Genomic DNA, 25,413 nt, shown 5'->3' with positions numbered 1-25,413 from the left:
TTACCAGGTCCCTTATTCCTAATATTTAATGATAATAATAGAGCTTATTTAATATCCCTCAACTTTAATTGAAGGCTAATATTTCCTTGCCATTCATTTTCATCCAAGGAAAAAACGGCACTAAAACCCTTTTCCTTAATTAGATCTAATTTAGTACCCAAATTAAATCCGATGGCATCAATACTTCCGCCCTTAGTACCCACGTTAGCATCTGCAAGTCGACATTTTAAATGCCCCCCATCTTGTCCTACCACTTTGGCATACCCCGCATCCATTAGGTTTTTCGCCATAAATACGGGCGCACTGTTACCGGGGCCAAACGGAGCAAATTGCTTTATAATGCGCATTAACTTAGGGCTTATTTGATCTAGTGAGATCATGGCATCCACCATAATTTCTGGGGACAATAGCTTTTTATCGATATTTTGAGAAACTACTTCTTCAAACTTAGCCTTAAAAGCCTCATAATTCTCCTCCAACATCGTAAGTCCGGCAGCATATTTATGCCCTCCAAACTGTTCAATGGTATCTGCACACTCTTCTAAGGCCCTATACACATCAAAACCTTTGACGGAACGTGCAGAGGCTGCTAACTTATCCCCACTTTTTGTAAAGACCAACGTAGGCCTATAATACGTCTCTATAAGTCGGGAAGCCACGATTCCTATAACGCCTTTATGCCAAGTTTCCTTGTAGACTACAGAGGTGAACCCCTCTTCTTCCTTATTTTCCGAAATCTGCAACAGTGCTTCCTTGGCAATTTCCTGATCTAGATTCCTTCTATCCGTATTATATACCTCTATTTCTTTGGCAAACTGTTGTGCCCTTTCCAAATTCTGCTCTCGCAATAAATTTACTGCATGTTGTCCATGCTCCATTCGTCCGGCGGCATTAATACGCGGTGCAATGATAAAAACAACATCGGTAATCGTAAGTTCACTTTTCTTTATCTGATCGATAATCGCCTTAAAACCTATTCTAGGATTTTGATTGATTACTTGTAGTCCCCAATAGGCAAGAATTCTATTCTCTCCGGTAATAGGTACTATATCCGCCCCAATGGCGGTAGCGACCAAGTCTAAATAGGGAATAAGATCTTCTATTGTTTCTCCTCTCCTTGATCCTAAGGCCTGAATAAGTTTGAAACCCACCCCGCAACCACAAAGTTCATCGTATGGGTAGGAACAGTCCTCCCTTTTAGGATCTAGCACCGCTATCGCCTGGGGGAGTTCGCTACCAGGTCTATGATGGTCGCAGATAATAAAATCGATGCCCTTTTGTTTAGCGTATTCTACTTTATCAATTGCCTTAACCCCACAATCTAAAGTAATGATTAAAGTAAAACCGTTGTCTTCCGCAAAATCCACTCCTTGGAACGAAACTCCATAACCCTCTGTATATCGGTCTGGAATATAGGTAGCTACATTGGGATAGTAGGAGTCCAAATAAGAAGACAACAACGCTACGGAAGTAGTGCCGTCCACATCATAATCCCCATAGACCAAAATATTCTCACCATTAGCTACCGCCTCTTCAATTCGGGCAACGGCTATTTCCATATCCTTCATTAAAAAAGGATCATGCAACTGGGAAAGCTTAGGCCTAAAGAAATTTTTGGCCTCTTCAAAAGTGGTGATGCCACGCTGCAATAACAGTTGTGCCACCAGACCGTCTACACCCAATGCAGTAGCTAGGGCTTTAATCTGCTCCTCTTCCGGTTTTGGCTTAATGGTCCAGCGCATAGGTACTACTCTTTTAACCTAATCCTATTTTTAAATATCTCTTTGCCATCTACCACCACCTTTAGATAGTAGCGCATTTTTGGCAAGTAGGAAAGATCATAGGTAAGGATCCCCTTATCCAGCTCACCATAAGAATGTGTTTCCATAATCTTGGATTCGTCCTCTTGTTGGGTTATGATTACCTCTACTTTTTTCTTCTCGTTCGAAAAGTAATCCAAGGTAACAGGTCCATCGGTTCTAGCGGGGAACATGGTTACCGACGGCGCATTGTCCAATTGATAAGTAGTATTGGGTTCTACCCTAAAGTTATAAATAATATGGCTTCCAAAATCGGAATTAAAATGTTTAATAGCACGGCCCATGGTATCTAATAGTCTCACATCTCCTCTACCATCCTTGGCCTTGTACCAAAATTCCAGTCCATCCCCTGCTGTATCTTCCACCATAAAGGTATAGTTCCCCTTTGGCAGTTGTAGGGTGTCTCTATAAATAGTATTGGGAGCGAGTTCAACACTATCCCTCTTAAACATTATTTTCCCAAAGCTATCCATCACTTTATATTGATTCTGCCCTGGCTTATTATTGGTCTTAAAGTAGATAACACTGGTTTCTGGCAAAATATCGGGGCGCTTATAAACAGACTGCTTCGCGTTATCACCTGTAAACCCATCTTTTTTACCGTTAGGCCTTTTTAATTCTACATAAAATGTAGCCGACTCTTTATCGGTATAGATCTCCTCCGGCAGGGTTAACAATGCCGTTTCCCCAAAGGGAAGGTCGCCCTCCCATTTAAACTTTTTGATCTTTTCGCCCTCCACATTATAATGAACCATCACGGACTTTAAATTATCCCTTCCATTATTTTTTATTCTGATAACTGCCAAGGCTCCGGATTCATTCTTCCTACTGTAAATTTCCTCATTGGATGGGGTAATAATATCGACCAACGCTACATCATTTACGGAGTTAATTTTACCATATTCCAATACATAGGCGACCAACAGTTCTCTGGCGCTAGGGTTTTCCGTTTCATATGGCTCCATGTTAAGGTCTATAGTATAGACTTCTTTGGAATCTAGTGTAAAAGTCACCTCATCTGGCTGTAATAAATATCCTGGGCACCAATTTGCCCTATCAAAAATCCAAGTACCCGCCTGTGGATACAACGGGTTACCTCCACATTTCATCCACAATTGCTGGGAGTGGATTACCTGCCCATTAAGTAGAATTTCACGGTATTTATCACAGAATTCTCCACATCCATTAGCATCCATTCCATGACCGGTCTGTAAAACTTTAACCTTACCAAGATTAAACTGATTATTAGCTGTTAGGTTTACTGGCACTAAATGATTCTCTATAGGATCATTCTTATCACCATAACTAAAGTTTCCATCATAGATTTTATGGAGGGCCAATGCTTCCACAACGGGTTTACCATAGATAATTTCAAAATCTACGGTTACTTTCCAACCCCTAGTCTTATTGTCTTCATATCCTGTATGGATATAATCTACCACTACGCTATCCCTTAAAATAGGACTGAAATCGGTAAGATCTACTTTCCAACTAAACCCCCAATCCTCTTGGAAGCGACCTCCATAAGGAGTTAACATCCTTGCAATCTCATAAGAGATAGAATCGTTTTTAGGTTGTACCTTAATATGATCAACATAATCCCAGTCAGCACAGCGCATCCCATCCGGACATTCGAATTTTAAATTAAGCATTATCTGCCTAATTTCTCGCTCATTACTTGGGAATACTACCTCTCGCTTATAGCTATTTGCACCTTTGGAAGGGTCCGTAACAATTGTTTCTTTATTGTGTGATATAATATGTTGGGTATGTTGTGCAACCAAACCATGAAGCAATCCAAAAAGGACGCTCAGAATAGATAAATATCTTTTAATCATTGGGAAGAATTAGGGGTTCTCGGTATTACTTATGAAAAATGGTTTTGATTTCCAATTCTGCAAATTTCCTGAACATTTCCATTACACCACAATACTTTTCAATGGAAAGGTCTACCGCACGCTGTAATTTTTTCTCCTCCAAATTAGCTCCCTTAAAATGGTATTCTATAGTAACCTTATCATAATATTTAGGGTGTTCCTCAGTAATATCGGCAATAGTTTCTATTCTAAACTCCTCTACTTCTAATTTCATTTTCTTCATCAAGGAGGCCACATCAAGACCAGAACAACCCGCAAGGCTACTTAACATTAAAGCTTTTGGGCGATACCCTTGTCCTTCTCCGCCATCTTCCGGTGCAATATCGATAATTAAGTTGTTCCCAGAAGGGTTATTGCTTTCAAAGGCCATGTTGCCCAACCATTTTGTAGTAATATGATTTGTCATCAGTATAAATTTTTTGTTACTTGTAGAAGCCAAAAATACGTATAAATCTATAACCATGCCGCTTGTTAAACCATTAGATCCAGACCACGACCCCGAAACTAAAGTTTTGGCAGAATTTTTCAACGAAACTTTAGGGTTCTGTCCCAATTCCGTTTTGACTATGCAGCACAGACCTGAAATTTCTAAGGCTTTTATTAATCTGAATAAGGCTGTAATGGCCAATAAGGGGAGGGTAGATTCCGCCTTAAAGAGAATGATTGCGTGGGTTAGTAGTAATGCCACTGGGTGTAGGTATTGCCAGGCACATGCTATACTTGCCGCCGAACGTTATGGTGCCGAGGCTGAAAAATTAAATAACATATGGGAGTACCGGACACATGTTGCTTTTTCTGAAGCAGAAAGAGCAGCGCTAGACTTTAGTCTGGCGGCCTCACAAGTTCCTAATACGATGAGTCCAAAGATTAAACAAAACCTATATAAATATTGGGACGAAGGTGAAATTGTAGAAATACTTGGCGTTATTTCCCTGTTCGGATTTTTAAATAGATGGAATGATACCATGGGTACTACCATGGAAGAAGATGCCATTAAAAGTGGGAAGCAATATCTCGAAAAATACGGTTGGCAGAAAGGAAAGCATGCTTAAAGGTTTTATAATGATGTAACCTAGAAATCCAAATTATTTTTTACCTGCCAAAACGATCACAATTTCCCCTTTCGGCGGATTTGCAGTATAGTGTTCTAAAACATCGCTTATAGTCCCTCTTATAGTTTCCTCGTACATCTTGGAAATTTCCCTAGATACTGATATTTGCCTATCCGCTCCAAAATAAGTAACCAATTGGCCTAAGGTTTTCACCAATTTATGGGGCGACTCATAAAAAATAATGGTTCTTTGTTCCTCAGCAAGGAGTGTTAACCTTGTTTGCCTTCCTTTTTTTACAGGCAAAAACCCTTCAAACACAAATTTATCATTGGGTAGACCACTGTTAACCAATGCAGGCACAAATGCAGTAGCTCCGGGAAGACAGTCTACTTCGATATTGTTCTGGACACAGGCACGGGTCAGTAAAAACCCAGGATCTGAGATAGCAGGCGTTCCAGCATCGGAAATAAGAGCAATATTTTCTCCAGCCTGTAAGCGCCTAATAATTCCATCTACCATCTTATGCTCGTTGTGCATATGGTGACTCTGCATATTAGTGCCTATTTCATAATGATGTAGTAGCTTACCACTAGTTCTAGTATCCTCCGCTAAAATAAGATCTACTTCTTTTAGTACCCTTATAGCCCTAAAAGTAATATCCTCTAGATTACCTATTGGTGTTGGTACAATGTATAATTTCCCCATTAAAATTTTTGATAGCTGGCAAAAATAATCAAAAAACACCCCTACACCACATCAATAAAACATGGAATCCCCCAGATTTAAATTAAATTGAATTAGGTGCCTTAGATTTTATATGATAATTTTAGCCTAACCCTAAGAAAACTTACGGGAGATTATATTCATAAAACGAGTTTCGTATTCTTCCTTGCCCACCCAATTATCATAATCTGGCTTTACCATATTTACAATAAATGAAATAGATCGTTCTTCAGTGTCTATAGTGCTGAGTTGCGATAAAACTCTATTATAATCTTCCATATTATTATTAAATAGATGCTTTACGAAGGCTAATTTATCATTTAGATCTATCTTAATATTCCTATGGGTGTGGTTTGCGTGTGCATTGGCAACGGGTTTAGTGTTTGCCACTACCTTGGGCATAAAAAGATCCTTATCGTTGATCAGTTCCGAGTTGGAAGAAAATTGAGAAAGGACCTCGTCTATAGTTGTGGGATTGGGCATTTCAGAAACCATATCCTTAATTGTCTCTATCCCTGGTGTAATAATATCCTCTTCATGTGGATTGCTTTCGGGTACGGAGGAGTTTGCACTTAGTACCGAATTGGCCATAGTTTCAAACTTTGAACCAATAGCACTTTTGGAAACGTCTATCTCCACTTCGTTTAATTTTTCCTCAATATATTTTAAGACCGCTAACTTTTCATATAATTCCCTTGCCGATTCGTATAGTGAAGTAATATCCCCCGTACTCCTTGCGGTAATAATTTCGGTTGATAATTTCCTCAGTTCTTCTTTAAGTCTCTTTTTCATTTTTAATGATTTTTACTATAAGTTGGACTCCAAAGGAGCTCCAATTTCACAATTATACAAAGTTCTACTAGGTGTGGCTATTAAATAATGGACCTTTAATCAACTTTTCTCAACATTACTGCCACATGGTTTATTTTTTTGATAATTTTATGCCTCCTATTAAACTAACGGAAAACAAATAACTTTCGTCTAAAATTACAAAATGTTTCTCGAAAATACTGTTAACCCTAAAGAACAATTCGGATGGATCGAAGTTATCTGTGGTTCTATGTTCTCTGGAAAGACCGAGGAACTCATCCGACGTCTAAAGCGAGCTCAGTTCGCAAAACAAAAAGTGGAGATTTTTAAGCCCATGATAGACACCAGATATCATGAAGAAATGGTTATCTCCCACGATGCAAATGAAATACGATCTACCCCTGTACCCGCAGCCACAAATATACGCCTTCTTGCCGATGGTTGTGATGTAGTGGGGATTGATGAAGCTCAATTTTTTGATGATGAAATAGTCACGGTCTGTAACGACTTGGCCAATAAGGGAATTCGCGTAGTGGTAGCAGGACTGGATATGGATTTCAAGGGCAATCCCTTTGGTCCCATGCCGGCACTTATGGCCACTGCAGAATATGTTACCAAAGTGCACGCGGTTTGTACCCGTACCGGAAACTTGGCCAACTACAGTTTCAGAAAAAACAACAATGAAAACCTAGTTTTATTGGGCGAGGTAGAAGAGTACGAGCCCCTAAGTAGAGCTGCCTACTACAAAGCCATGCTTAGAGAAAAAGTTAACACTATTAAAGTTACTTCGGAGGAAATAATATCCCCTAAAAAAATATAAATGAACATGGTGGAAGAAACCGTTCTAGAAATAGATCTACACGCACTAGAACACAATTATAATTACATACGAACAAAAATTAAAGAAAGCACTCATTTTTTGGGGGTAGTAAAAGCGTTTGCCTATGGTAGCGACTCGGTTGCCATTGCAAAAAAACTTGAGGCCTTGGGCGCTGATTATTTGGCCGTAGCGTATACTAATGAAGGAGTGGCTTTACGGGATGCGGGCATAAAATTGCCAATCCTGGTTCTACATCCCCAGCGGGTTCGGTATACTACTTTAATAGAGCGCTGTTTAGAGCCTAGCTTGTATTCCCCAACAATGCTTACCTCCTTTTTACAGACCGCTAAAGCCTTAAACCAGACTAATTATCCCATTCATTTAAAATTCAATACGGGTCTCAATAGAATAGGCTTTTCTGAAAATGAGGTTGATTTCATTATAGCGCAACTAGAAGGAGCAAATCAAATTAAAGTAACCTCTATATTTTCACATCTAGCCGCCTCCGAAGACTTAAATGAAAGGGAATTTACCCAATCACAAATAGAGGCTTTTGAAAGGATTAGCACAAAACTATTGGGCAAATTAGACCATCAGCCAATAAGACATCTATTGAATACCTCCGGAATAATTAATTATCCCCATGCTCAATATGATATGGTTAGAAGCGGAATTGGTTTATATGGCTATGGTAATGAGGCTTCCGAGGATGAAAAATTAATTCCGGTAGCTACCCTGAAAACCATTATATCCCAGATTCACAAAATTGGCCCCAACCAAAGTGTAGGCTACAACAGAGGTTTTATTTCCAATTCCTCCATGGTAACGGCCACCCTTCCCTTAGGACATGCAGATGGCATTGGCAGAACCTACGGAAATCACAAAGGCCACGTATGGATTAATGGCCAACTAGCGCCAATAATTGGCAATGTCTGTATGGACATGATAATGATAGATATTACAGGAATAGATTGTAAGGAAGGAGACGAGGTCATTGTTTTTGGCAAAAACCATAGTGCAGATAAAATGGCAGCATATTCCCAATCCATTTCTTACGAAATCCTAACAGGAGTTTCGCAGCGGATAAAGCGAACTTATCTAGGAAATTAATATTTTTTAGCATTTTGTTAAGATTGATTTTTTTTGCTACATTGCATTAGTGAAACACTAACCATTAATCTATCATTTATGTTAAAAGAATTTAAAAATTTCATCATGACAGGGAATGTCATTGATTTAGCAGTTGCCGTATTATTGGCAGGTGCTGTGGGCATGGTTGTAAATGGCTTTGTTACAGATATTATGATGCCCGTTGTAGGATATTTTACAGGAGGCGTAGACTTCTCAGACATGCAAATCGTACTATCCGAAGCTATTATTGCCGCAGATGGGACAGTAACCAAACCAGAAAGTGCCATCCGTTACGGTAATTGGGTGAACTCAATTATTAATTTAATTATCGTTGGTTTTGTGCTCTTCATGATTGTAAAAGCTTACAATAAAACTAAAACACCACCTGCACCTAAAGAAGAAGCTCCAAAAGGTCCAACCCAAGAAGAGCTATTAATGCAGATCAGAGATTTATTGAAAAAATAGTCCAGTCAATACTGAAGTTCCGGTCTAAATAAGGACCACTGACCAACCAACCTAAACCGTCAGCCTTTTTATTAAAAATGGGCTGACGGTTTTTTTTACACAACAGTGACATTTATAACATTTTGTTATATTTTTAATAAAAATAGATTAATCGCTTGTTCCCAATGCATTAATCAGTACCTTTGCCTTCTCAATTTTAATACATTAATAATGAAAGTAGCTGTAGTTGGAGCAACTGGAATGGTTGGAGAAGTGATGCTAAAAGTATTAGCTGAACGCAACTTTCCATTAACAGAATTGTTATTGGTAGCCTCAGAAAGATCTGTAGGTAAAAAATTAATGTTCCAAGGGAAGGAGCACACCCTTATAGGCCTACAAACGGCCTTAGAGGCAAAACCCGATATAGCCGTTTTTTCGGCAGGCGGGGATACCTCGATTGAGTGGGCTCCCAAATTTGCATCAGCAGGAATTACCGTAATCGACAATTCCTCTGCTTGGCGAATGGATCCTTCTAAAAAACTGATCGTTCCCGAAATTAATGCACAAGAACTGACCAAGGAAGATAAAATAATAGCCAGTCCAAACTGTTCTACCATTCAGATGGTTTTGGCACTCTCTCCATTGCATAAGAAATATAAAATGAAACGAGTAGTCGTTTCTACCTACCAATCCGTTTCAGGCACTGGGGTAAAGGCAGTACAACAACTAGAGAATGAAATTGCCGGGGTACAGGGAGAAATGGCCTACCCTTATCCTATTGGTAAAAATGCACTTCCACACTGCGATGTATTCCTAGAAAACGGCTACACCAAAGAGGAAATGAAATTGGCTCAAGAGCCTTTAAAAATATTTAACGACCAAAGCTTTTCCGTAACGGCAACTGCTGTTCGTATTCCTACTTCCGGAGGACATTCCGAATCTGTAAACGTAGAGTTCGAAAACGACTTTGATCTTTCCGAAGTACGAAAAATGCTAAGCGAAACCAAAGGAATAGTAGTACAGGATAACCCAGACACCAACACTTATCCTATGCCTATTTATGCTCATGACAAGGACGATGTTTTTGTAGGAAGGATAAGAAGAGATGAAACTCAGGCCAATACCTTAAACATGTGGATTGTTGCAGACAACCTCAGAAAAGGAGCCGCTACTAATGTTATACAGATTGCAGAGTATCTCGTTGAAAACAGTTTGGTATAAACTTTAAGATCACTTTATAGTAAAAAGGCTGATAAACCTTTTTTAAACTTGACTCCCAAGGGAGGAACAAAACCAAAAAATACCTTTGTGGCATTATTGTCGCAAAGGTATTTTTTGTAGTATTTTTGAAAATCATATAGACTAATAATAAATGAAGAAAATAGTATTATCCACATTTGCGGCAAGCCTTGCCCTAGCCTGTGGTACTAATCAAAAAAAAGAACCTATTGTTTTGAATTATCCAAGCACAAAAAAAGTTGATACGGTAGACCATTATTTCGGAACAGATGTCCCCGACCCCTACCGATGGTTAGAAGATGATAGAAGTAAAGAAACAGAGGCTTGGGTAGAAGACCAAAATAAGACGACCTTTGATTATCTAGATCAAATTCCTTTTAGGACCGACCTAAAAAATCGTCTGGAAAAATTATGGAATTATGAAAAATTAGGTTCTCCGTTTAAGGAAGGTAATTACACCTACTTTTCTAAAAACGACGGACTTCAGAATCAGTACGTAATATATCGCACTAATGAAAATGGCGAAGAAGAGGTATTCTTGGACCCCAACACCTTCTCCGAAGACGGAACAACCTCATTGGCTGGCCTAAGTTTTTCTGACGATGGCGCTATAGCTGCCTATTCCATTTCGGAGGGAGGTAGTGATTGGCGCAAGGTGATTGTGCTGGAAGCAGATACCAGAAAAATTGTGGAGGACACCTTAGTAGACATCAAATTTAGCGGCATTTCTTGGAAAGGAAATGAAGGTTTCTTTTATTCTAGCTACGATAAGCCCGAAGGCAGCGAACTATCGGCAAAAACAGATCAGCACAAGCTATATTACCACAAATTGGGTACATCCCAAAAAGAAGACAAACTGATATTTGGAGGAATACCCACTGAAAAGCACCGATACGTTGGGGGTAGTGTAACAGAGGATAATAGATATTTATTAGTCACTGCTTCTGTTTCCACTTCTGGCAACAAACTGTTTATTAAAGATCTTACCAAGGCCAATAGCAAATTATACCCTATAGTAGATCATACAGATTCTGACACTTCTATTCTAGACAATGTGGGGTCCAAACTATATTTGGTCACCAATTTAGGAGCACCTAATAAAAAAATAGTTACCGTGGATGCAGCAAATCCAGGTCCAGAAAACTGGAAAGATCTAATTCCAGAAACAGAACACGTCCTTTCACCAAGTACCGGTGGTGGATTCCTCTTTACGGAGTATATGGTAGACGCTATCTCTAAAGTGTATCAATACGATTATGACGGCAACAAAATCCGTGAGGTTAAACTTCCTGGTGTAGGTACTGCTGGAGGTTTTGGCGGTAAAAAGGAAGATAAGGAATTTTATTTCTCCTTTACCAATTACAACACTCCTTCCTCGTCCTACAAATACAATGTAGATGCAGGCGAATATGAACTGTACTGGAAACCGGAAATAGATTTTAACCCCGAAGATTACGAATCCAATCAGGTATTTTACACGTCCAAGGACGGCACTAAAATCCCAATGATCATCACCCACAAAAAAGGACTGGAACTAAACGGTAAAAATCCAACTATCCTTTACGGATATGGCGGATTTAACATCAGCCTAACCCCTTCCTTTAGCATTGTAAATGCTGTATGGATGGAGCAAGGTGGAATTTATGCCGTACCTAATTTAAGGGGTGGTGGCGAATATGGAAAAAAGTGGCATGATGCAGGAACCCAATTACAAAAGCAAAACGTTTTTGACGACTTTATTGCTGCTGCTGAATATCTAATAGACAACAACTATACCTCTAGTGATTATTTGGCTATTAGAGGAGGTTCTAACGGCGGGTTATTGGTGGGAGCCACTATGACCCAAAGACCAGAATTAATGAAGGTAGCGCTTCCTGCAGTGGGCGTATTGGATATGTTACGTTACCATACGTTCACCGCAGGTGCTGGTTGGGCCTACGATTATGGAACAGCAGAGGATAACCAAGAAATGTTCCAATATCTAAAAAAATATTCTCCGGTACATAACGTTAAAAAAGGTGCCAATTATCCTGCAACCCTTATCACTACTGGAGACCATGATGATAGGGTAGTGCCTGCACATAGCTTTAAGTTTGCCGCGGTACTTCAGGAAAACCAAGCTGGAAACAATCCAACGCTCATTAGAGTTGAAATCAATGCCGGACATGGTGCGGGTACCCCAGTGAGCAAAACGATTGAGCAAACTGCAGATATTTTTGGATTTACCCTATTTAATATGGGCTTCCAAAATCTTCCTAATCAATCAGTTTTAAAGGAAATTAAAGGGTAGGTTTCAATTTAATTAATACTTTTGTTAAGTCCATTTCTTATTGAAATGGACTTTTTTTATTCCAACATTACCAGTAATAGCCATTAACATCATGTTACAAGTAAATTCCCTTTCATTTTCATATCATAAAAAACCTATTCTAATCGATTTTGATTTTAAGGTTAAGAAAGGGGAACATGTTTCCATTGTTGGGGAAAGTGGATGTGGAAAGAGCACGTTGCTAAAGTTAATTTATGGGCTTCTTCAACCCAATGAAGGGGAAATATTTTGGGGGGACAAAAAGGTATTAGGGCCCAATTACCATTTGGTGCCCGGAGAACCTTACATGAAATATCTTGCGCAAGATCTTCAACTAATGGCCTATACCACAGTTGAAGAGAACGTAAGTCAATTTTTATCGGTCTTCTATCCAGAAGAACTAAGGGAGCGAACCCAAGAGCTCCTAGAAATGATAGAGATGACTGCTTTTGCTAAGGTAAGAATAGAAAAACTAAGTGGAGGACAACAACAACGAGTAGCACTTGCCAGGGTATTAGCACAGGAGCCAGAGTTATTATTATTGGACGAACCCTTTGCCCATATAGATAATTTTAGGAAGAACGACTTAAGAAGAAATCTGTTTAGCTATTTAAAAAGGAAAGGAATTAGCTGTATTACCGCAACCCATGACCACCATGATATTCTGGGTTATGCAGACAGGATAATAGTGCTTAAAAACCAAGAAATATTAGCGGACGAAGCTACGGAAGCACTTTACTATAATCCAAAAACTATTTATACCGCTAGCCTATTTGGTGAAGCAAACCATATTCCCATAGAAATTGTAAAATCGTATGCCAATACAAAGCGTAAAATAATTGTTTATGCGCATGAGTTTAAAATCTCTAAAAAATCGGGCATTCCTGTCATTGTAGAAAAAAGTTATTTTATGGGCAGCTATTACCTTATTGAAGGCTTAGCAGGGAAAGAAAAAATCCGATTTCATGCTTCCAAAGCCAAAAAGCCTAAAAAGAAAGTGTATTTAAATATTTCCATAGAGACCATTAATCAACGTCTAAAAGAATAATAAACTTCATTTTGGACAAAGAACAGCTTATACAAGAATTAAAATTTAAAGCAGTTCGCAGCAGCGGGGCCGGAGGTCAGCATGTTAACAAGGTTTCCTCTAAAGTAGAATTATACTTTAACGTTCAGGAGTCCAACGCGCTTAGCGATAATGAGAAATATCGGATTCTAAAAAAGCTTTCCCATAAACTAACCAAAGATAACGTCTTGCTGCTATGGAGCGAAGAATCCCGAAGTCAACATAAAAACAAGGAGCTAGTAATAAAAAAGTTCCTAGAAACTATTGAGTTTGGCCTCAGGGTCCCTAAAGTCAGAAGAAAAACAAAACCCACCCGATCTTCCATTGAAAAGCGCTTAAAACAGAAGAAAAGATCTGCGCAAAAAAAGGCTAACCGGGGCAAACCAAATTTAGATTGATCTTATTCAATTTTCTTGATTTTAAACTCAGTTCCATTAAAGGAAATCTTTTCTCCAATGGATTTCCCCATCAATATTTTGCCCATAGGTGTATCTGGAGCAATTGCATAAAAGCGCTCCTCGGCCACTATAATTTCGCCGGCACTTATCCCTATATAGTAATGATGCTTAGTAGTGTACACTACACTTCCCTGAATCACTTGGTCTGACTTGTTCTGCAACGGTACTTTTTTAAAGCGTTCCTGTAATAATTGCACCTCCGCCAATTGTTTTCCCAATTTCTCCCGTTCTAGCTGAATCATGGCTCTACCCGTTTCGTGCTTATCTCCAGCGCTACTTTTGGATTCTGAGGTTAACGCCTCTTGCAAGGAAGCTATTCTGCCCTGTATTCTGGACAAACGTTCATCTATATATGTCTTACAGCTTTTATAGAGCTCTTCTTTGCGAACATTAGTCATACTCTTACCTTTCTTAAATATTATTGATTGTTGGACTGATAATACCGCCTATATTTGTCTATTATGTTGCAGCCCGACTAAACAAGATCTGCCAATTCCTTACCTATACCACTCCCAATAGCAATTCCCATACCTCCCATTCTCACCCCGCAGTACACCCGATTGGATAATTGTTTTACTATTGGTTTTTTCTGACTTCCTATCCCCATTATTCCACTCCACCTTTGATCAATTTGAAACGGGATATTGGGCAAAATAATGGTTCGCAATATTTCTTCTAATCGATTTTGCACAACAGGTGTTTCACCAAAACTCGAAGTTTCCTCTGCCTTAAAGTCAAGATTCCTTCCCCCACCAAGGAGAATTCTGTTTCCAATATTTCTAAAGTAATAATAGCCCTCCTCTAAATGGAACGTGCCCTTAATTGGAAGATTTTTTATTGGATCTGTAATCATAACTTGGGCTCTAGCTGGCCTTACGTCTTCTTTAATTAATTGTGCCGCAAAACCGTTAGTAGCTATAAATAAGTGCTGTGTTTTAAATTCAAAATTATCGGTATGTATCACAAGGTGGCTATTAGATTCCACATAAGACTTTACTTTGATACCGTTAAGGATATTAACACCTGCAAGTTGCACCTTTCTAAGCAGGGCATCCATCATCATCCCTGTGTCTATTTGTGCTTCAAAAGAAGAACTGATGTAGTTGTTTTGTACCTTTTTAAAATGGTAAACATTAGGCTGCAATGTAAAGCAATCAGATTTAAATACCGATTTTAATAGGCCATTTGCCTTTCCCAACCCTTCTAAACAACGCTCATATAACTCTTGATGTTCATGTAGAAAAACCTCATGCCCCCCGTAATTTTTATAATCCATTTGCGCATCACCCAAGTTCTTTCTTAGCAACTGAACCCCTTCCCAGCGTTTTTGAACCAATTCTACCACCTCCTTCTCTGTATGTACCAGAAGATCTGATAGCACCTCAGAAATACTACCAAAACAAGTGAAACCTGCATTTTTTGTACTGGCCCCCTGCGGTAATATTCCTCTTTCCAAAACCAATATCCTAGCCTTAGGAAAACGATATTTTAATTGCAGGGCACAATTGAGCCCAACAATACCACTACCTACAATGGTAAAATCTATGTTGGAAAGCCATGTTTTATATTCCCAATAACTAAAACTCATGTAACTACTCTGTTTTATGGGAAGGTAAAATAAGAAAAAGAATTCAACAATGGTTTTATTTCTTTGCGGCCTATATCCTTAAGCGCACTAGCTTTTTTCCCGAATGCAGTAAACTTCTCCGGGGCAAGCCCACGGATCATCTGTAAAGAATACAGTTTAAAATTTTAGCCATTGACTAACGAGACAAGTCAAGGGGGTTTAACCCCTTTAGGATAAAAAAAGGCGAAGTATTCTGTCCCGGGAAACAGATTACTTCGCCCTATTAAAAAATATAGCGTTTTTTACCTACCTATTCTATTCTGCAGGCAAAGGATCCATTACAAAATCTTCCATAAACTTGGTGGTATAATTACCTGCCAAATAATCTGGATGATCCATTAATTGCCTATGGAAAGGAATAGTGGTCTTAACTCCTTCTATTACAAATTCGTCCAGTGCACGTTTCATTTTATTAATGGCTTCTTCCCTAGTTTGTGCTGTTGTGATCAGCTTTGCGATCATAGAATCATAATTTGAAGGGATGGTGTATCCACTATAAACATGGGTATCTAATCTAATTCCATGACCTCCTGGTGTATGTAGGGTGGTAATTTTACCTGGAGAAGGTCTAAAATTATTATAGGGATCTTCAGCATTTATCCTACATTCTATTGAGTGCAATTTAGGATAGTAGTTTCTACCAGAAATTGGTACACCTCCTGCGACTAAAATTTGCTCCCTTATTAGGTCATAGTCTATTACCTGCTCGGTGATAGGGTGCTCTACCTGGATTCTGGTATTCATTTCCATAAAATAGAAATTCCTGTGCTTATCCACCAAAAACTCTATAGTTCCCGCTCCTTCGTATTTTATATATTCAGCCGCCTTTACCGCTGCTTCCCCCATTGCATCCCTTAACTTATCTGTCATAAAGGGAGAGGGAGTCTCTTCGGTTAATTTTTGGTGTCTACGTTGTATGGAACAATCTCTTTCGGAAAGATGGCATGCTTTACCATATTGATCTCCAACAATTTGGATTTCAATATGTCTTGGTTCTTCTATCAGCTTTTCCATATACATACCCCCATTACCAAAAGCCGCTGTGGCTTCTTGTACAGCACTTTCAAAATGCTTTTGAAGGTCTTCTTCCTTAAAAACTGCTCGCATTCCCTTTCCACCGCCACCAGCGGTAGCTTTTATCATTACGGGGTAGCCCATTTTCTTGGCTACTTTTTTAGCGTCTTCATAATCTTTTAGAAGTCCTTCCGATCCCGGAATTGTAGGCACACCAGCTTTTTTCATGGTTTCTTTGGCCGTAGCCTTGTCTCCCATTCTATCAATATGCTCTCCCGATGGACCAATAAACTTTATATCGTGCTCTGCACAGATCCTTGAGAATTTAGAATTTTCAGAAAGAAAACCATATCCTGGATGAATGGCATCTGCATTGGTAATTTCTGCAGCTGCTATAATGTTGGGTATTTTTAAATACGATTCACTACTGGCAGCAGGTCCTATACAAACAGCTTCGTCTGCAAAACGAACGTGAAGACTTTCCTCATCTGCCTTGGAGTAGACCGCAACCGTTTTTATTCCCATTTCCTTACAGGTCCGAATAATACGCAACGCTATTTCTCCCCTATTTGCAATAAGTATTTTTTTAAACATCTCTTGAAATTTTAATTAGTATTCCAAATTTTTAAATACGTATGATCCCAATTATATTGGGTTCATCCGCATTTAGCATTTAAAATTTTCTTATGAGGGGTCTACCAAAAATAATGGCTGATCAAATTCTACTGGTGAACTATCGTCCACAAGTACTTTTACGATCTTTCCTGAAATTTCTGATTCAATATCGTTAAACAACTTCATAGCCTCGATAACACAAAGCACGTCTCCTTTATTAATTACACTCCCAACCTCAACAAACACAGGCTTATCCGGGGATGGCTTTCTATAAAAGGTTCCAATTATAGGTGATTTAATCGTAACATACTTGTCTTCTTCCGATACTTCTGCCTTTCTAGCTACTTCAACGGCAGGCTGATCTCCTTGTGGCTGTTGTTGCATAGGCTGTTGATTCATTGGCGTATTCATAGGGATATGCTGTACATAGGTATGCTCCTGAGAACTATCGCTTCTACCTGTACGGATGGTAATTTTTAAATCTTCCATCTCCAATTTCACTTCACTAGCCCCAGATTTGGCCACAAATTTGATTAAGCTTTGAATTTCTTTGATATCCATAGTTCGTTATAATTTTTAGGTTATGTCTAATTTAAGAATTATAGGCCCATTTTAAATAAATGGAACCCCAAGTAAAACCACCTCCAAAGGCCGCAAACACCAAATTGTCTCCTTTTTTCAATTGGTTTTCGTAATCACTGAGCAAAAGCGGTAAAGTTGCTGAGGTAGTATTACCATATTTTTGAATATTCATCATAACCTTGGAATCATCCACGCCCATCCTATTGGAAGTTGCATCAATAATTCTCTTATTGGCCTGATGAGGCACTAGCCAATTTACATCTTCATGAGTCAATTCATTACGTTCCATGATCTTGGCAGCTGCATTTGCCATATTGGTAACAGCAAATTTAAAAACTGACTTCCCATCTTGGTAAATAAAGTGTTGACGGTTTTTAACGGTTTCCTCTGATGCTGGAAGCAAAGAGCCTCCCGCGTCCATTTTCAGGAAATTTCTACCTAAGCCGTCCGAACGCAAATATTCGTCTTGCAATCCCAGACCTTCGGTATTAGGTTCAAAAAGCACCGCACCTGCGCCGTCCCCAAAAATAATACAGGTAGTTCTATCCGTATAATCTACAATAGAGGACATTTTATCTGCTCCAATAAGCAACACTTTTTTATATCTCCCAGACTCTATATAGCTAGATGCGGTGGACATCCCATACAGGAAACTAGAACAAGCCGCATGCAAATCATATGCAAACGCATTTACAGCCCCAATTTCGGTTGCTACGTATGCAGCAGTAGCGGCGACCATCATATCTGGAGTGGCCGTTGCCACGATAACTAAGTCGATTTCCAGTGGATCCAGATTTCGTTTAGACAATAGCTGTTCTGCCGCTTTTATAGCGAGATAGGAAGTTCCCAGCCCATCCTCTTTTAAAATTCTTCTTTCTTTAATGCCGGTTCTGGTTGTAATCCATTCGTCATTAGTATCTACTAAAGTTTCAAGGATTTCATTGGTCAATATAAAGTCTGGTACATACGACCCTACAGCCGTAATTGCCGCCGTTTTTCTACTCATCCAAATTTATTTTTCTCGATAAACCTTCAAAAACAACTGAAAATTTCTGAAAATTAATGATTTTATACGACTTTCAGTCCAATTGTATATTGTTTCTTAGATTTTAATCTTTGATAAAAAAAACTCCCACTTTATATAAAATGGGAGTTCATATCGTAAATTTTGAATACAACTTATGCTACAGCTTCTTCAGTTTGGTCGATTAGAACCTCACCACGGTAGTATAATTTGCCTTCATGCCAGTGGGCTCTATGAAATAGATGCATTTCCCCAGTTGTTGGGTCTTTTGCAACGGTAGGAGCTACGGCCTTGTAATGCGTTCTTCTCTTATCCCTTCTGGTTTTGGAAATTTTTCTCTTAGGATGTGCCATTATGAAACTTATTTATCCGTTAATAATTTTTTTAGTGCGTCCCAACGGGGATCTACTTCTTGCTTGTTAATCTTTAATTCTTTTGGTTGAAGTTCTTCCAACTTTTCCAATGCTTCCGATTCCAAAGTTCCGTCCAGAACTCCTGGGTGAACTTTTTTTAGCGGGACGGCCAAGACCAACATTTCATAAATATATTGTGCAATGTTAATTTGGTATTCCGAATGCGGAAGTATTAAAATCTCGTCGTTATCATCATTATACTCATCACCAAATTTAATTGCCAACTCCATATTGGCTTTTATTTTTTGATCATAAGGCTCGTTAGAGACGTCACAATTAACATTCACGGCTCCCCGCGCATGTAACTCCAACTCCATAACAGTACTCATTTTATTTAATATAGCGGTTATTTTTATATCCGCTCTATTAAACTCATCGTACTCAAAAGACGCAAAGAACTTATTTTCAATGGTATACTCAAACTCGTGTTTTCCCTGTTTCAACCCTGAAAAAGGAATACTAAACTCCTTATGCTTCATCATTTCACACTGGTTTTTAACGTACCCGCCACAATAAAGGCGGGTGCAAAGATACTATTATTTTATAAAATCCCAACAAATCAAAAGAAATAAATATAAGTACCGTGAACCCCTTTAAAGTAGTGGCCCCAAGCCCTATAGCCTAGTTAGAATAAAGAAGCTTTTTCTATCTTTTAATCTTTTGTTTCCTTAAAACATCGCTAGTTAACTCCTTATATTCCAGCCTATTCTTAAATATACTAATAGCTGTAAAAACCGCTTCTTTAAAAGAACTGTTGTCAGCAACACCTTTTCCCGCAATTTCATAGGCTGTTCCATGATCCGGTGAAGTCCGCACTTTATCAAGGCCAGCGGTATAATTAACACCCTTTCCAAAGGATAAGGTCTTGAAAGGAATAAGACCCTGATCATGATAGGCTGCTAAAATAGCGTCAAATTGTTTATAGTTATCCGAACCAAAGAAACTATCGGCAGAATAAGGCCCGAACACCATATGCCCCTTTTCGGTCATCTCCCTAATAACGGGCTTAAGAATCTCATCATCTTCCTTTCCTATCACGCCATTATCCCCGCTATGGGGATTTATTCCCAATAGGGCTATTTTAGGCCTTCTAATTCCGAAATCAACTTCTAAGGATTTTTCAATGGTAGCGATTTTACTCCTTATCAATTTTGGGGTAATTGCTGCTGCCACGTCCTTTACCGCCACATGGTCGGTAAGCAAACCTACCCTTAATCCGTCCGAAACCATAAACATTAAACTCTCTCCTTCTAATTCCTGAGCCAAATAATCCGTGTGTCCTGGAAATTTAAAATCCTCGGCCTGTATATTATTTTTGTTTATAGGTGCTGTGACCAAAACATCTATCTCATTGTTTTTTAAGGCTGCTACTGCAGCTCTAAGGGATTGAATTGCATATTTACCACTCTCGGGAGTGGGGGTCCCAAATTCTACTTTAGGAGTTTCCCTCCATACATTTACCACATTGACCTTTCCGTCCAAAGCCATTCCCGGTTCTTTAATCCCATTATAAATGATATCTATCTTTAAGGCTGATTTTTGATGGGCCATCGTTTTGTTGGACGCAAAAATAACAGGCGTACAAAAATCGAGCATTCGGACATCTTCAAATGTTTTAAGCACAACCTCGCACCCAATCCCATTTAAATCTCCTATGGAAATACCCAATTTTATTTTTCCTTTATCCTGCATCCTGTAGTATCGTTTAGTATGAAATAAACCGTTAAATTTACACCACAAAACTAACTAATTAAAACGACACATGTTTACTGGGATTATTGAAACTTTGGGAGAAATAAAAAATTTAGAAAAGAATGGTAGTAACTTGAATATCACTATCAAATCTACCATTACCCAGGAACTGAAGATAGATCAGAGTGTTGCCCATAATGGAGTGTGTTTAACAGTAGTGAAAATAGAGGACAATAACTATACAGTAACCGCTATAGACGAAACACTACAAAAAACCAATCTAGGCGAACTTAAAGTAGGAGATAATGTAAACCTAGAACGCGCCATGGTATTGGGAGCAAGATTGGACGGACATATAGTGCAGGGCCATGTGGACCAAACTGGAGTATGCACCACTATACAAGAACAAGATGGAAGCTGGATATTTACATTTGAATATGATGCGGACTTAAACAATGTAACCATTGAAAAAGGATCCATTACCATAGATGGAACTAGCCTGACGGTTGTTGGATCCGACAAAAACAGTTTCAGTGTAGCCATAATTCCGTACACTTATGAACACACTAACTTTAATTCCTACAAAATAGGAACAGTAGTAAATTTGGAATTCGATGTAATTGGCAAATATGTAGCCCGACTATTAGAACTAAGAAAATAACCTATTAGCGCATATTCCTTTATCAATAAAAAGCATGGTATTGGATATTGGAACACTAAACAAGGGAGCGGAATATCACTGGCAGTTAAAAGGGTTTTTGTAGAAAACCTATTTTTTAGAGACCAAATTACTGGAGCTAGAAGAAGGCTTATCGCCATTTAAATAAGGGTCTTCAGGATTCCTAAGCCTAATAAAACGGGCTGGTGATCCATATACTACGGTATTCCTCATAACATTATTCATCACCAAAGATCCGGCGCCCACAAGACTATTCTTGCCTATAGTAATATTATCCATAACATTTGCACCTAAGGATATTGCCGAAAATTTTTCAAGCTTTAGATTACCACCTGTACATACACCGGATGATATACTGGAATAATCCTCCATAGTACTTTCATGACCAAGAGATGAATTTGTATTTAGGATACAAAAATTTCCTATTCTAGAATTAGAACTAACTATTGCTCCTGGCATAATTACAGTGCCCTTACCAATCTTAACCTTCCTCCCCAAAATAGCATTTGGGTGAATTACAGTTACAAACTTAATTTGGGGAGCAAACTTCATCAGCTTGTTCACCATTTTCTTTCTTGTCCAATTATTGCCTATAGCTATTACTACTCCGTAAATATCATACTTCTCCAATAAACGGGGAAGATCCTTTTCACCTCCCATTATTTCAAGTCCATTATGCTTAGATCCCTTTTTTTTAAAAGAGTCCAAAAAACCCAAAACAGAATATTTGCCAATTTTTAAAATAGAGTCTAACACCACCCCTCCATGGCCTGAGGCCCCTACTATTAAGACTTTTTTCATATTCCGAGGGTTTTTTTTAATTTACCTTTAGTAGCGCCAATACTATCTATAAAAGCAATTTGCTTGTCATTCTATCTCTAAAACTCCACCATATAAAGCATCTGCAATTGCATGCAATTCAAATACACACTTCAGTTTTACAATAGTATGGGCATTAAATTTACAAAAAAATGCTAAACCCATAACCATCTTATTTTCTGAAGCTAGTAATTATACTAAAAACATCTCCGCAAGTGTCAAGATATTATCTCACGGAATTTTAATGATACGACCAAACATTAAGTTAAGCAGGATAAGAATGGATTAAAGTGCTTCCACAACCAAAACATTACAAAGCTGTTAGTTTAAATACTATCGCTTTATAGCCTGAACAAAGTAGTTTACAAATAAAAAGAGCACCGGTTATGGTGCTCTTTTTAATTATAAAGTTTTTGATACTATAATTTAAAGTATATGATCCTTCATTTTATTCCAGGCTCTTGCCAATAACAATCCAGATACAATTGCAACACCAGTTAAGATCATTGCACTAGTAGTCTTTCCGTAAATCCAATATCCTGTAGCGAACATACAAGAGTATATCAACACACAGCCCAATAGCATGGCTGAAATTCCCGCAGGAACACTCCATTTTTCTTTGGTATTTACTATCTCTACGTTCTCCGCTTTTGCCTCTTTTACCACTTTAGACCATCCTGGTCCTCCTGGCTGTATTTTTCTATAAAAATCCTGTAACACTTGTTTGGATTCTGGTTGTGTCATATATGTCGCCGCCAACCAAATAATGGTGGTCGATAATACCACAAATGGATATTCTGCCCATTCTGGAAAAACACCAGATCCTGCTGCAAATAAAAAGGGACCAATGGCTGTTAATTTTAGTAAAATAGAAATAATACCAGAAGCGAACATAGCGGTAATCTCGCTCCATGCGTTAATTCTCCACCAGAACCATCTTAAAATAAAAATAAGACCTGTTCCTGCCCCAAATACCAAGAGCACTTCAAATAATTGCAATGCGTTCTGTAATAACAAAGCCAACACGGCACTAAAAACCATCAAGACAACTGTAGATATTCTTCCTACGGCAACCAATCTTTTCTCTGAAGCATTAGGGTTAATCTGTTGCTTGTAAAAGTCATATACAATATAAGAAGACCCCCAGTTTAACTGGGTAGAAATAGTACTCATGTAAGCAGCAATCAAAGAGGCCAATACTAAACCTAAAAGTCCACTAGGCAACTTCGTCAACATCGCGGAATACGCTAAATCGTGCCCTAATTTATCTACAGCTACATTAGGGAAAGCCTCATGTATACTAGCAACATCCGGGTATACCACTAAAGATGCCAATGCCACTAAAATCCAAGGCCAAGGTCTTAGCGCATAGTGCATAATATTAAAAAAGAAAGTTGCTCCTATAGCGTGATTTTCATTTTTTGCTGCCAACATCCGTTGTGCGATGTAGCCCCCACCACCTGGCTCGGCACCGGGATACCAAGAACTCCACCATTGTACTGCCAAGGGAATCACCAACAAGGTTATAACAGCCTGTTTATTGGTGAAATCGGGTAAGATAGAAAGCTTATCAGCTACATTTTCATTCGCCATAAGTGCCTCTATTCCACCTACTTCTGGAATATTTACTAAATAGTAGGCCGCTCCAATAGCACCTCCCATAGCTACAAAGAATAAAAGGAAATCTGTGTACACCACTCCTTTAAATCCTCCTAGCGCACTAAAAGTTACAGTTATCAATCCTGCGCTTACCACTGTCACCCATGGTTCTAATCCCAACATGATACCACCAATCTTTATAGCTGCCAAAGTAACGGCAGACATGGTAATCACATTGAATATAACTCCTAGATAAATTGCTCTAAACTTTCTTAAAAATTCAGCTGGTTTACCACCATATCGAAGTTCATAGAATTCCAAATCCGTATTTACATTGGACTTCCGCCACAGTTTAGCATAGACGAATACCGTAAGCAAACCGGTAAGCAAGAATGCCCACCATACCCAGTTTCCAGATACCCCATTTGTCCTAACAATATCGGTAACCAAGTTGGGAGTATCAGTAGAGAAAGTAGTGGCTACCATAGAAAGTCCTAATAACCACCATGGCATAGTTCTACCGGAAAGGAAATATTCTGAGGAACTGGCCCCAGATTTTTTGGATACATAAACTCCAATAAATAAAACAATCGAGAAGAAAACAATTATAAAACTATAATCAAGTGTACTTAATTCCATCTATTTGGTTTTGGTCGTTGAAAAGCGATAAAGATAAATTTTTTTAGGATACTTTTGCTCAATGTTCGCCAAATGTTATAAATGATTCTCTCAACAACAATTGATATCACCTCAACAACATGGGCACTTGCATTTACTGCTGTTTTTGTCCTTGGCATTTCTAAAGCAGGTATTAAAGGTATCGCTATCATCATTGTTACGTTAATGGCCCTCGCTTTTGGAGCAAAGGAGTCTACTGGGATACTTGTTCCCTTATTGGTAGTGGGAGATACCTTTGCTGTAATTTATTACAATCGGCATGCGCAATGGAAATATATCGTCGCATTTTTACCTTGGATGATATTGGGTATATTTATAGGAACGGCGGTAGGAAAGGATTTATCTGGAACTACCTTTAAAATTAGCATGTCCGCTATTATTTTAGCTACTGTGATAATGATGTACTGGTGGGACAGAAAAAAATCTAAGAATGTGCCTACCCATTGGGCTTTTGCAGGCTTCATAGGTACTATGGCAGGAATAACAACTATGATTGGGAATCTAGCTGGCGCTTTTTCCAACATTTACTTTTTGGCGATGAGGCTTCCTAAAAATGAATTTATTGGTACCGCAGCCTGGCTATTTTTTATTGTGAATATCTTTAAACTCCCTTTTCACATCTTTATTTGGAAGACCATTACACCCGATACTCTTTTAATAAATCTGAAGTTAGTCCCAGGAATTATTTTGGGCCTTATTATAGGAGTGCGCTTAGTGAAAATTATAAAAGACCAATTTTACAGAAAAATGATCCTGATCTTAACAGCAATTGGGGCATTTCTTATCCTCTTTAGATAACACACCTAACTACTAGGAGTAGGACAAAAAAAAAGCCGATGCAAGGCACCAGCTTCCTAATTAAACAAACTTAAACTAACTCATAACTTCTCTTTGCAAAAATCGAATAATTTCACTGACCTTAG

The 25,413-nt window shown here is 38.6% G+C and carries 25 protein-coding genes; 10 read left to right on the top strand and 15 right to left on the bottom strand.

The features are described from left to right. Positions 1 to 44: 44 nt before the first annotated feature. From recJ to G466_RS0100415, 3 genes are read right to left on the bottom strand one after another with little or no spacing between them, the layout of a single operon-like run. Positions 45 to 1,742 (bottom strand): single-stranded-DNA-specific exonuclease RecJ, encoded by a 1,698-nt coding sequence (recJ, locus tag G466_RS0100425; protein ID WP_026811854.1) that lies wholly within the window; start codon positions 1,740 to 1,742, stop codon positions 45 to 47. A gap of 5 nt (positions 1,743 to 1,747) precedes the next feature. Beyond that, positions 1,748 to 3,658, bottom strand: coding sequence for a peptide-N-glycosidase F-related protein (locus G466_RS0100420; RefSeq protein WP_051315468.1), 1,911 nt, complete (start codon positions 3,656 to 3,658; stop codon positions 1,748 to 1,750). Between the two features lie 25 nt (positions 3,659 to 3,683). After that, positions 3,684 to 4,109 (bottom strand): OsmC family protein, encoded by a 426-nt coding sequence (locus G466_RS0100415; protein ID WP_229797144.1) that lies wholly within the window; start codon positions 4,107 to 4,109, stop codon positions 3,684 to 3,686. A gap of 49 nt (positions 4,110 to 4,158) precedes the next feature. Here G466_RS0100415 and G466_RS0100410 point away from each other — a divergent pair, with 49 nt between their 5' ends. Further along, complete coding sequence (locus G466_RS0100410) at positions 4,159 to 4,749, top strand: carboxymuconolactone decarboxylase family protein (RefSeq protein WP_026811851.1); 591 nt, start codon at positions 4,159 to 4,161, stop codon at positions 4,747 to 4,749. Positions 4,750 to 4,782: 33 nt separating this feature from the next. Here the strand turns inward: G466_RS0100410 and rsmI are convergent, their stop codons facing one another. Both rsmI and G466_RS0100400 read right to left on the bottom strand, forming a co-directional pair. After that, positions 4,783 to 5,454: a 16S rRNA (cytidine(1402)-2'-O)-methyltransferase gene (rsmI, locus tag G466_RS0100405; protein ID WP_026811850.1), complete on the bottom strand. Its 672-nt coding sequence runs from the start codon at positions 5,452 to 5,454 to the stop codon at positions 4,783 to 4,785. A 132-nt stretch (positions 5,455 to 5,586) separates the two neighbouring features. Beyond that, entirely contained in the window at positions 5,587 to 6,264 is a 678-nt protein-coding gene (locus G466_RS0100400; RefSeq protein ID WP_026811849.1) for a hypothetical protein, read from the bottom strand. Between the two features lie 202 nt (positions 6,265 to 6,466). Between G466_RS0100400 and G466_RS0100395 the strand changes: the two genes are divergently transcribed. The 7 genes from G466_RS0100395 to arfB all read left to right on the top strand — a co-directional run bounded on the left by G466_RS0100395 (position 6,467) and on the right by arfB (position 13,688). Beyond that, positions 6,467 to 7,102: a thymidine kinase gene (locus G466_RS0100395; RefSeq protein WP_026811848.1), complete on the top strand. Its 636-nt coding sequence runs from the start codon at positions 6,467 to 6,469 to the stop codon at positions 7,100 to 7,102. Continuing rightward, positions 7,103 to 8,212 (top strand): alanine racemase, encoded by a 1,110-nt coding sequence (gene alr / locus G466_RS0100390; protein ID WP_026811847.1) that lies wholly within the window; start codon positions 7,103 to 7,105, stop codon positions 8,210 to 8,212. 78 nt (positions 8,213 to 8,290) lie between these two features. Continuing rightward, a complete protein-coding gene (mscL, locus tag G466_RS0100385) occupies positions 8,291 to 8,698 on the top strand; it encodes a large conductance mechanosensitive channel protein MscL (protein WP_026811846.1) in 408 nt (135 codons plus the stop codon). 210 nt (positions 8,699 to 8,908) lie between these two features. Continuing rightward, positions 8,909 to 9,898 (top strand): aspartate-semialdehyde dehydrogenase, encoded by a 990-nt coding sequence (locus G466_RS0100380; protein ID WP_026811845.1) that lies wholly within the window; start codon positions 8,909 to 8,911, stop codon positions 9,896 to 9,898. Positions 9,899 to 10,049: 151 nt separating this feature from the next. Then, positions 10,050 to 12,206, top strand: coding sequence for a prolyl oligopeptidase family serine peptidase (locus tag G466_RS0100370; protein WP_026811844.1), 2,157 nt, complete (start codon positions 10,050 to 10,052; stop codon positions 12,204 to 12,206). Between the two features lie 91 nt (positions 12,207 to 12,297). Beyond that, entirely contained in the window at positions 12,298 to 13,272 is a 975-nt protein-coding gene (locus G466_RS0100365; RefSeq protein ID WP_026811843.1) for an ABC transporter ATP-binding protein, read from the top strand. Between the two features lie 11 nt (positions 13,273 to 13,283). Further along, on the top strand, positions 13,284 to 13,688 hold the full coding sequence (arfB, locus tag G466_RS0100360; RefSeq protein ID WP_026811842.1) for an alternative ribosome rescue aminoacyl-tRNA hydrolase ArfB: 405 nt from the start codon (positions 13,284 to 13,286) through the stop codon (positions 13,686 to 13,688). A 2-nt stretch (positions 13,689 to 13,690) separates the two neighbouring features. Here arfB and G466_RS0100355 read toward each other — a convergent pair whose 3' ends face one another. The 8 genes from G466_RS0100355 to pdxA form a co-directional block, all read right to left on the bottom strand. Next, positions 13,691 to 14,146 carry a 3-oxoacyl-ACP synthase gene (locus tag G466_RS0100355; RefSeq protein ID WP_026811841.1) on the bottom strand — a complete coding sequence of 152 codons (456 nt, stop codon included), beginning with the start codon at positions 14,144 to 14,146 and terminating at the stop codon, positions 13,691 to 13,693. Positions 14,147 to 14,223: 77 nt separating this feature from the next. Further along, positions 14,224 to 15,336, bottom strand: a complete 1,113-nt coding sequence (locus G466_RS0100350; RefSeq protein ID WP_026811840.1) for an NAD(P)/FAD-dependent oxidoreductase — start codon at positions 15,334 to 15,336, stop codon at positions 14,224 to 14,226. Between the two features lie 294 nt (positions 15,337 to 15,630). Continuing rightward, the gene (accC, locus tag G466_RS0100340) at positions 15,631 to 16,983 is read right to left on the bottom strand and encodes an acetyl-CoA carboxylase biotin carboxylase subunit (protein WP_026811839.1); all 1,353 of its coding nucleotides are present in this window, start codon (positions 16,981 to 16,983) and stop codon (positions 15,631 to 15,633) included. A gap of 90 nt (positions 16,984 to 17,073) precedes the next feature. Then, positions 17,074 to 17,565: an acetyl-CoA carboxylase biotin carboxyl carrier protein gene (gene accB / locus G466_RS0100335; RefSeq protein WP_026811838.1), complete on the bottom strand. Its 492-nt coding sequence runs from the start codon at positions 17,563 to 17,565 to the stop codon at positions 17,074 to 17,076. Between the two features lie 31 nt (positions 17,566 to 17,596). Then, entirely contained in the window at positions 17,597 to 18,592 is a 996-nt protein-coding gene (locus G466_RS0100330) for a beta-ketoacyl-ACP synthase III (RefSeq protein WP_026811837.1), read from the bottom strand. 173 nt (positions 18,593 to 18,765) lie between these two features. Then, complete coding sequence (gene rpmF / locus G466_RS0100325; RefSeq protein ID WP_026808788.1) at positions 18,766 to 18,963, bottom strand: 50S ribosomal protein L32; 198 nt, start codon at positions 18,961 to 18,963, stop codon at positions 18,766 to 18,768. Positions 18,964 to 18,971: 8 nt separating this feature from the next. Next, on the bottom strand, positions 18,972 to 19,505 hold the full coding sequence (locus tag G466_RS0100320) for a YceD family protein (RefSeq protein ID WP_026811836.1): 534 nt from the start codon (positions 19,503 to 19,505) through the stop codon (positions 18,972 to 18,974). A 163-nt stretch (positions 19,506 to 19,668) separates the two neighbouring features. Continuing rightward, positions 19,669 to 20,715: a 4-hydroxythreonine-4-phosphate dehydrogenase PdxA gene (gene pdxA, locus G466_RS0100315; RefSeq protein ID WP_026811835.1), complete on the bottom strand. Its 1,047-nt coding sequence runs from the start codon at positions 20,713 to 20,715 to the stop codon at positions 19,669 to 19,671. A gap of 70 nt (positions 20,716 to 20,785) precedes the next feature. Between pdxA and G466_RS0100310 the strand changes: the two genes are divergently transcribed. Continuing rightward, positions 20,786 to 21,376 (top strand): riboflavin synthase, encoded by a 591-nt coding sequence (locus G466_RS0100310; RefSeq protein ID WP_026811834.1) that lies wholly within the window; start codon positions 20,786 to 20,788, stop codon positions 21,374 to 21,376. A gap of 108 nt (positions 21,377 to 21,484) precedes the next feature. On the opposite strand, the gene G466_RS0100305 is transcribed toward G466_RS0100310, so the two are convergent. Both G466_RS0100305 and G466_RS0100295 read right to left on the bottom strand, forming a co-directional pair. Next, positions 21,485 to 22,195 carry an acetyltransferase gene (locus G466_RS0100305; protein ID WP_034234296.1) on the bottom strand — a complete coding sequence of 237 codons (711 nt, stop codon included), beginning with the start codon at positions 22,193 to 22,195 and terminating at the stop codon, positions 21,485 to 21,487. A gap of 444 nt (positions 22,196 to 22,639) precedes the next feature. Next, positions 22,640 to 24,451, bottom strand: coding sequence for a sodium:solute symporter family protein (locus G466_RS0100295; protein WP_026811832.1), 1,812 nt, complete (start codon positions 24,449 to 24,451; stop codon positions 22,640 to 22,642). Positions 24,452 to 24,532: 81 nt separating this feature from the next. Here G466_RS0100295 and G466_RS0100290 point away from each other — a divergent pair, with 81 nt between their 5' ends. Then, entirely contained in the window at positions 24,533 to 25,288 is a 756-nt protein-coding gene (locus tag G466_RS0100290) for a sulfite exporter TauE/SafE family protein (protein WP_026811831.1), read from the top strand. Positions 25,289 to 25,413: the final 125 nt, after the last annotated feature.

Origin of the sequence: Arenibacter certesii DSM 19833 (assembly GCF_000429545.1) — a bacterium.
Taxonomy (GTDB): Bacteria; Bacteroidota; Bacteroidia; order Flavobacteriales; family Flavobacteriaceae; genus Arenibacter; species Arenibacter certesii.
Note: the sequence above shows the minus strand (reverse complement) of the source record. Positions and strands in the feature narration are given on the sequence as shown.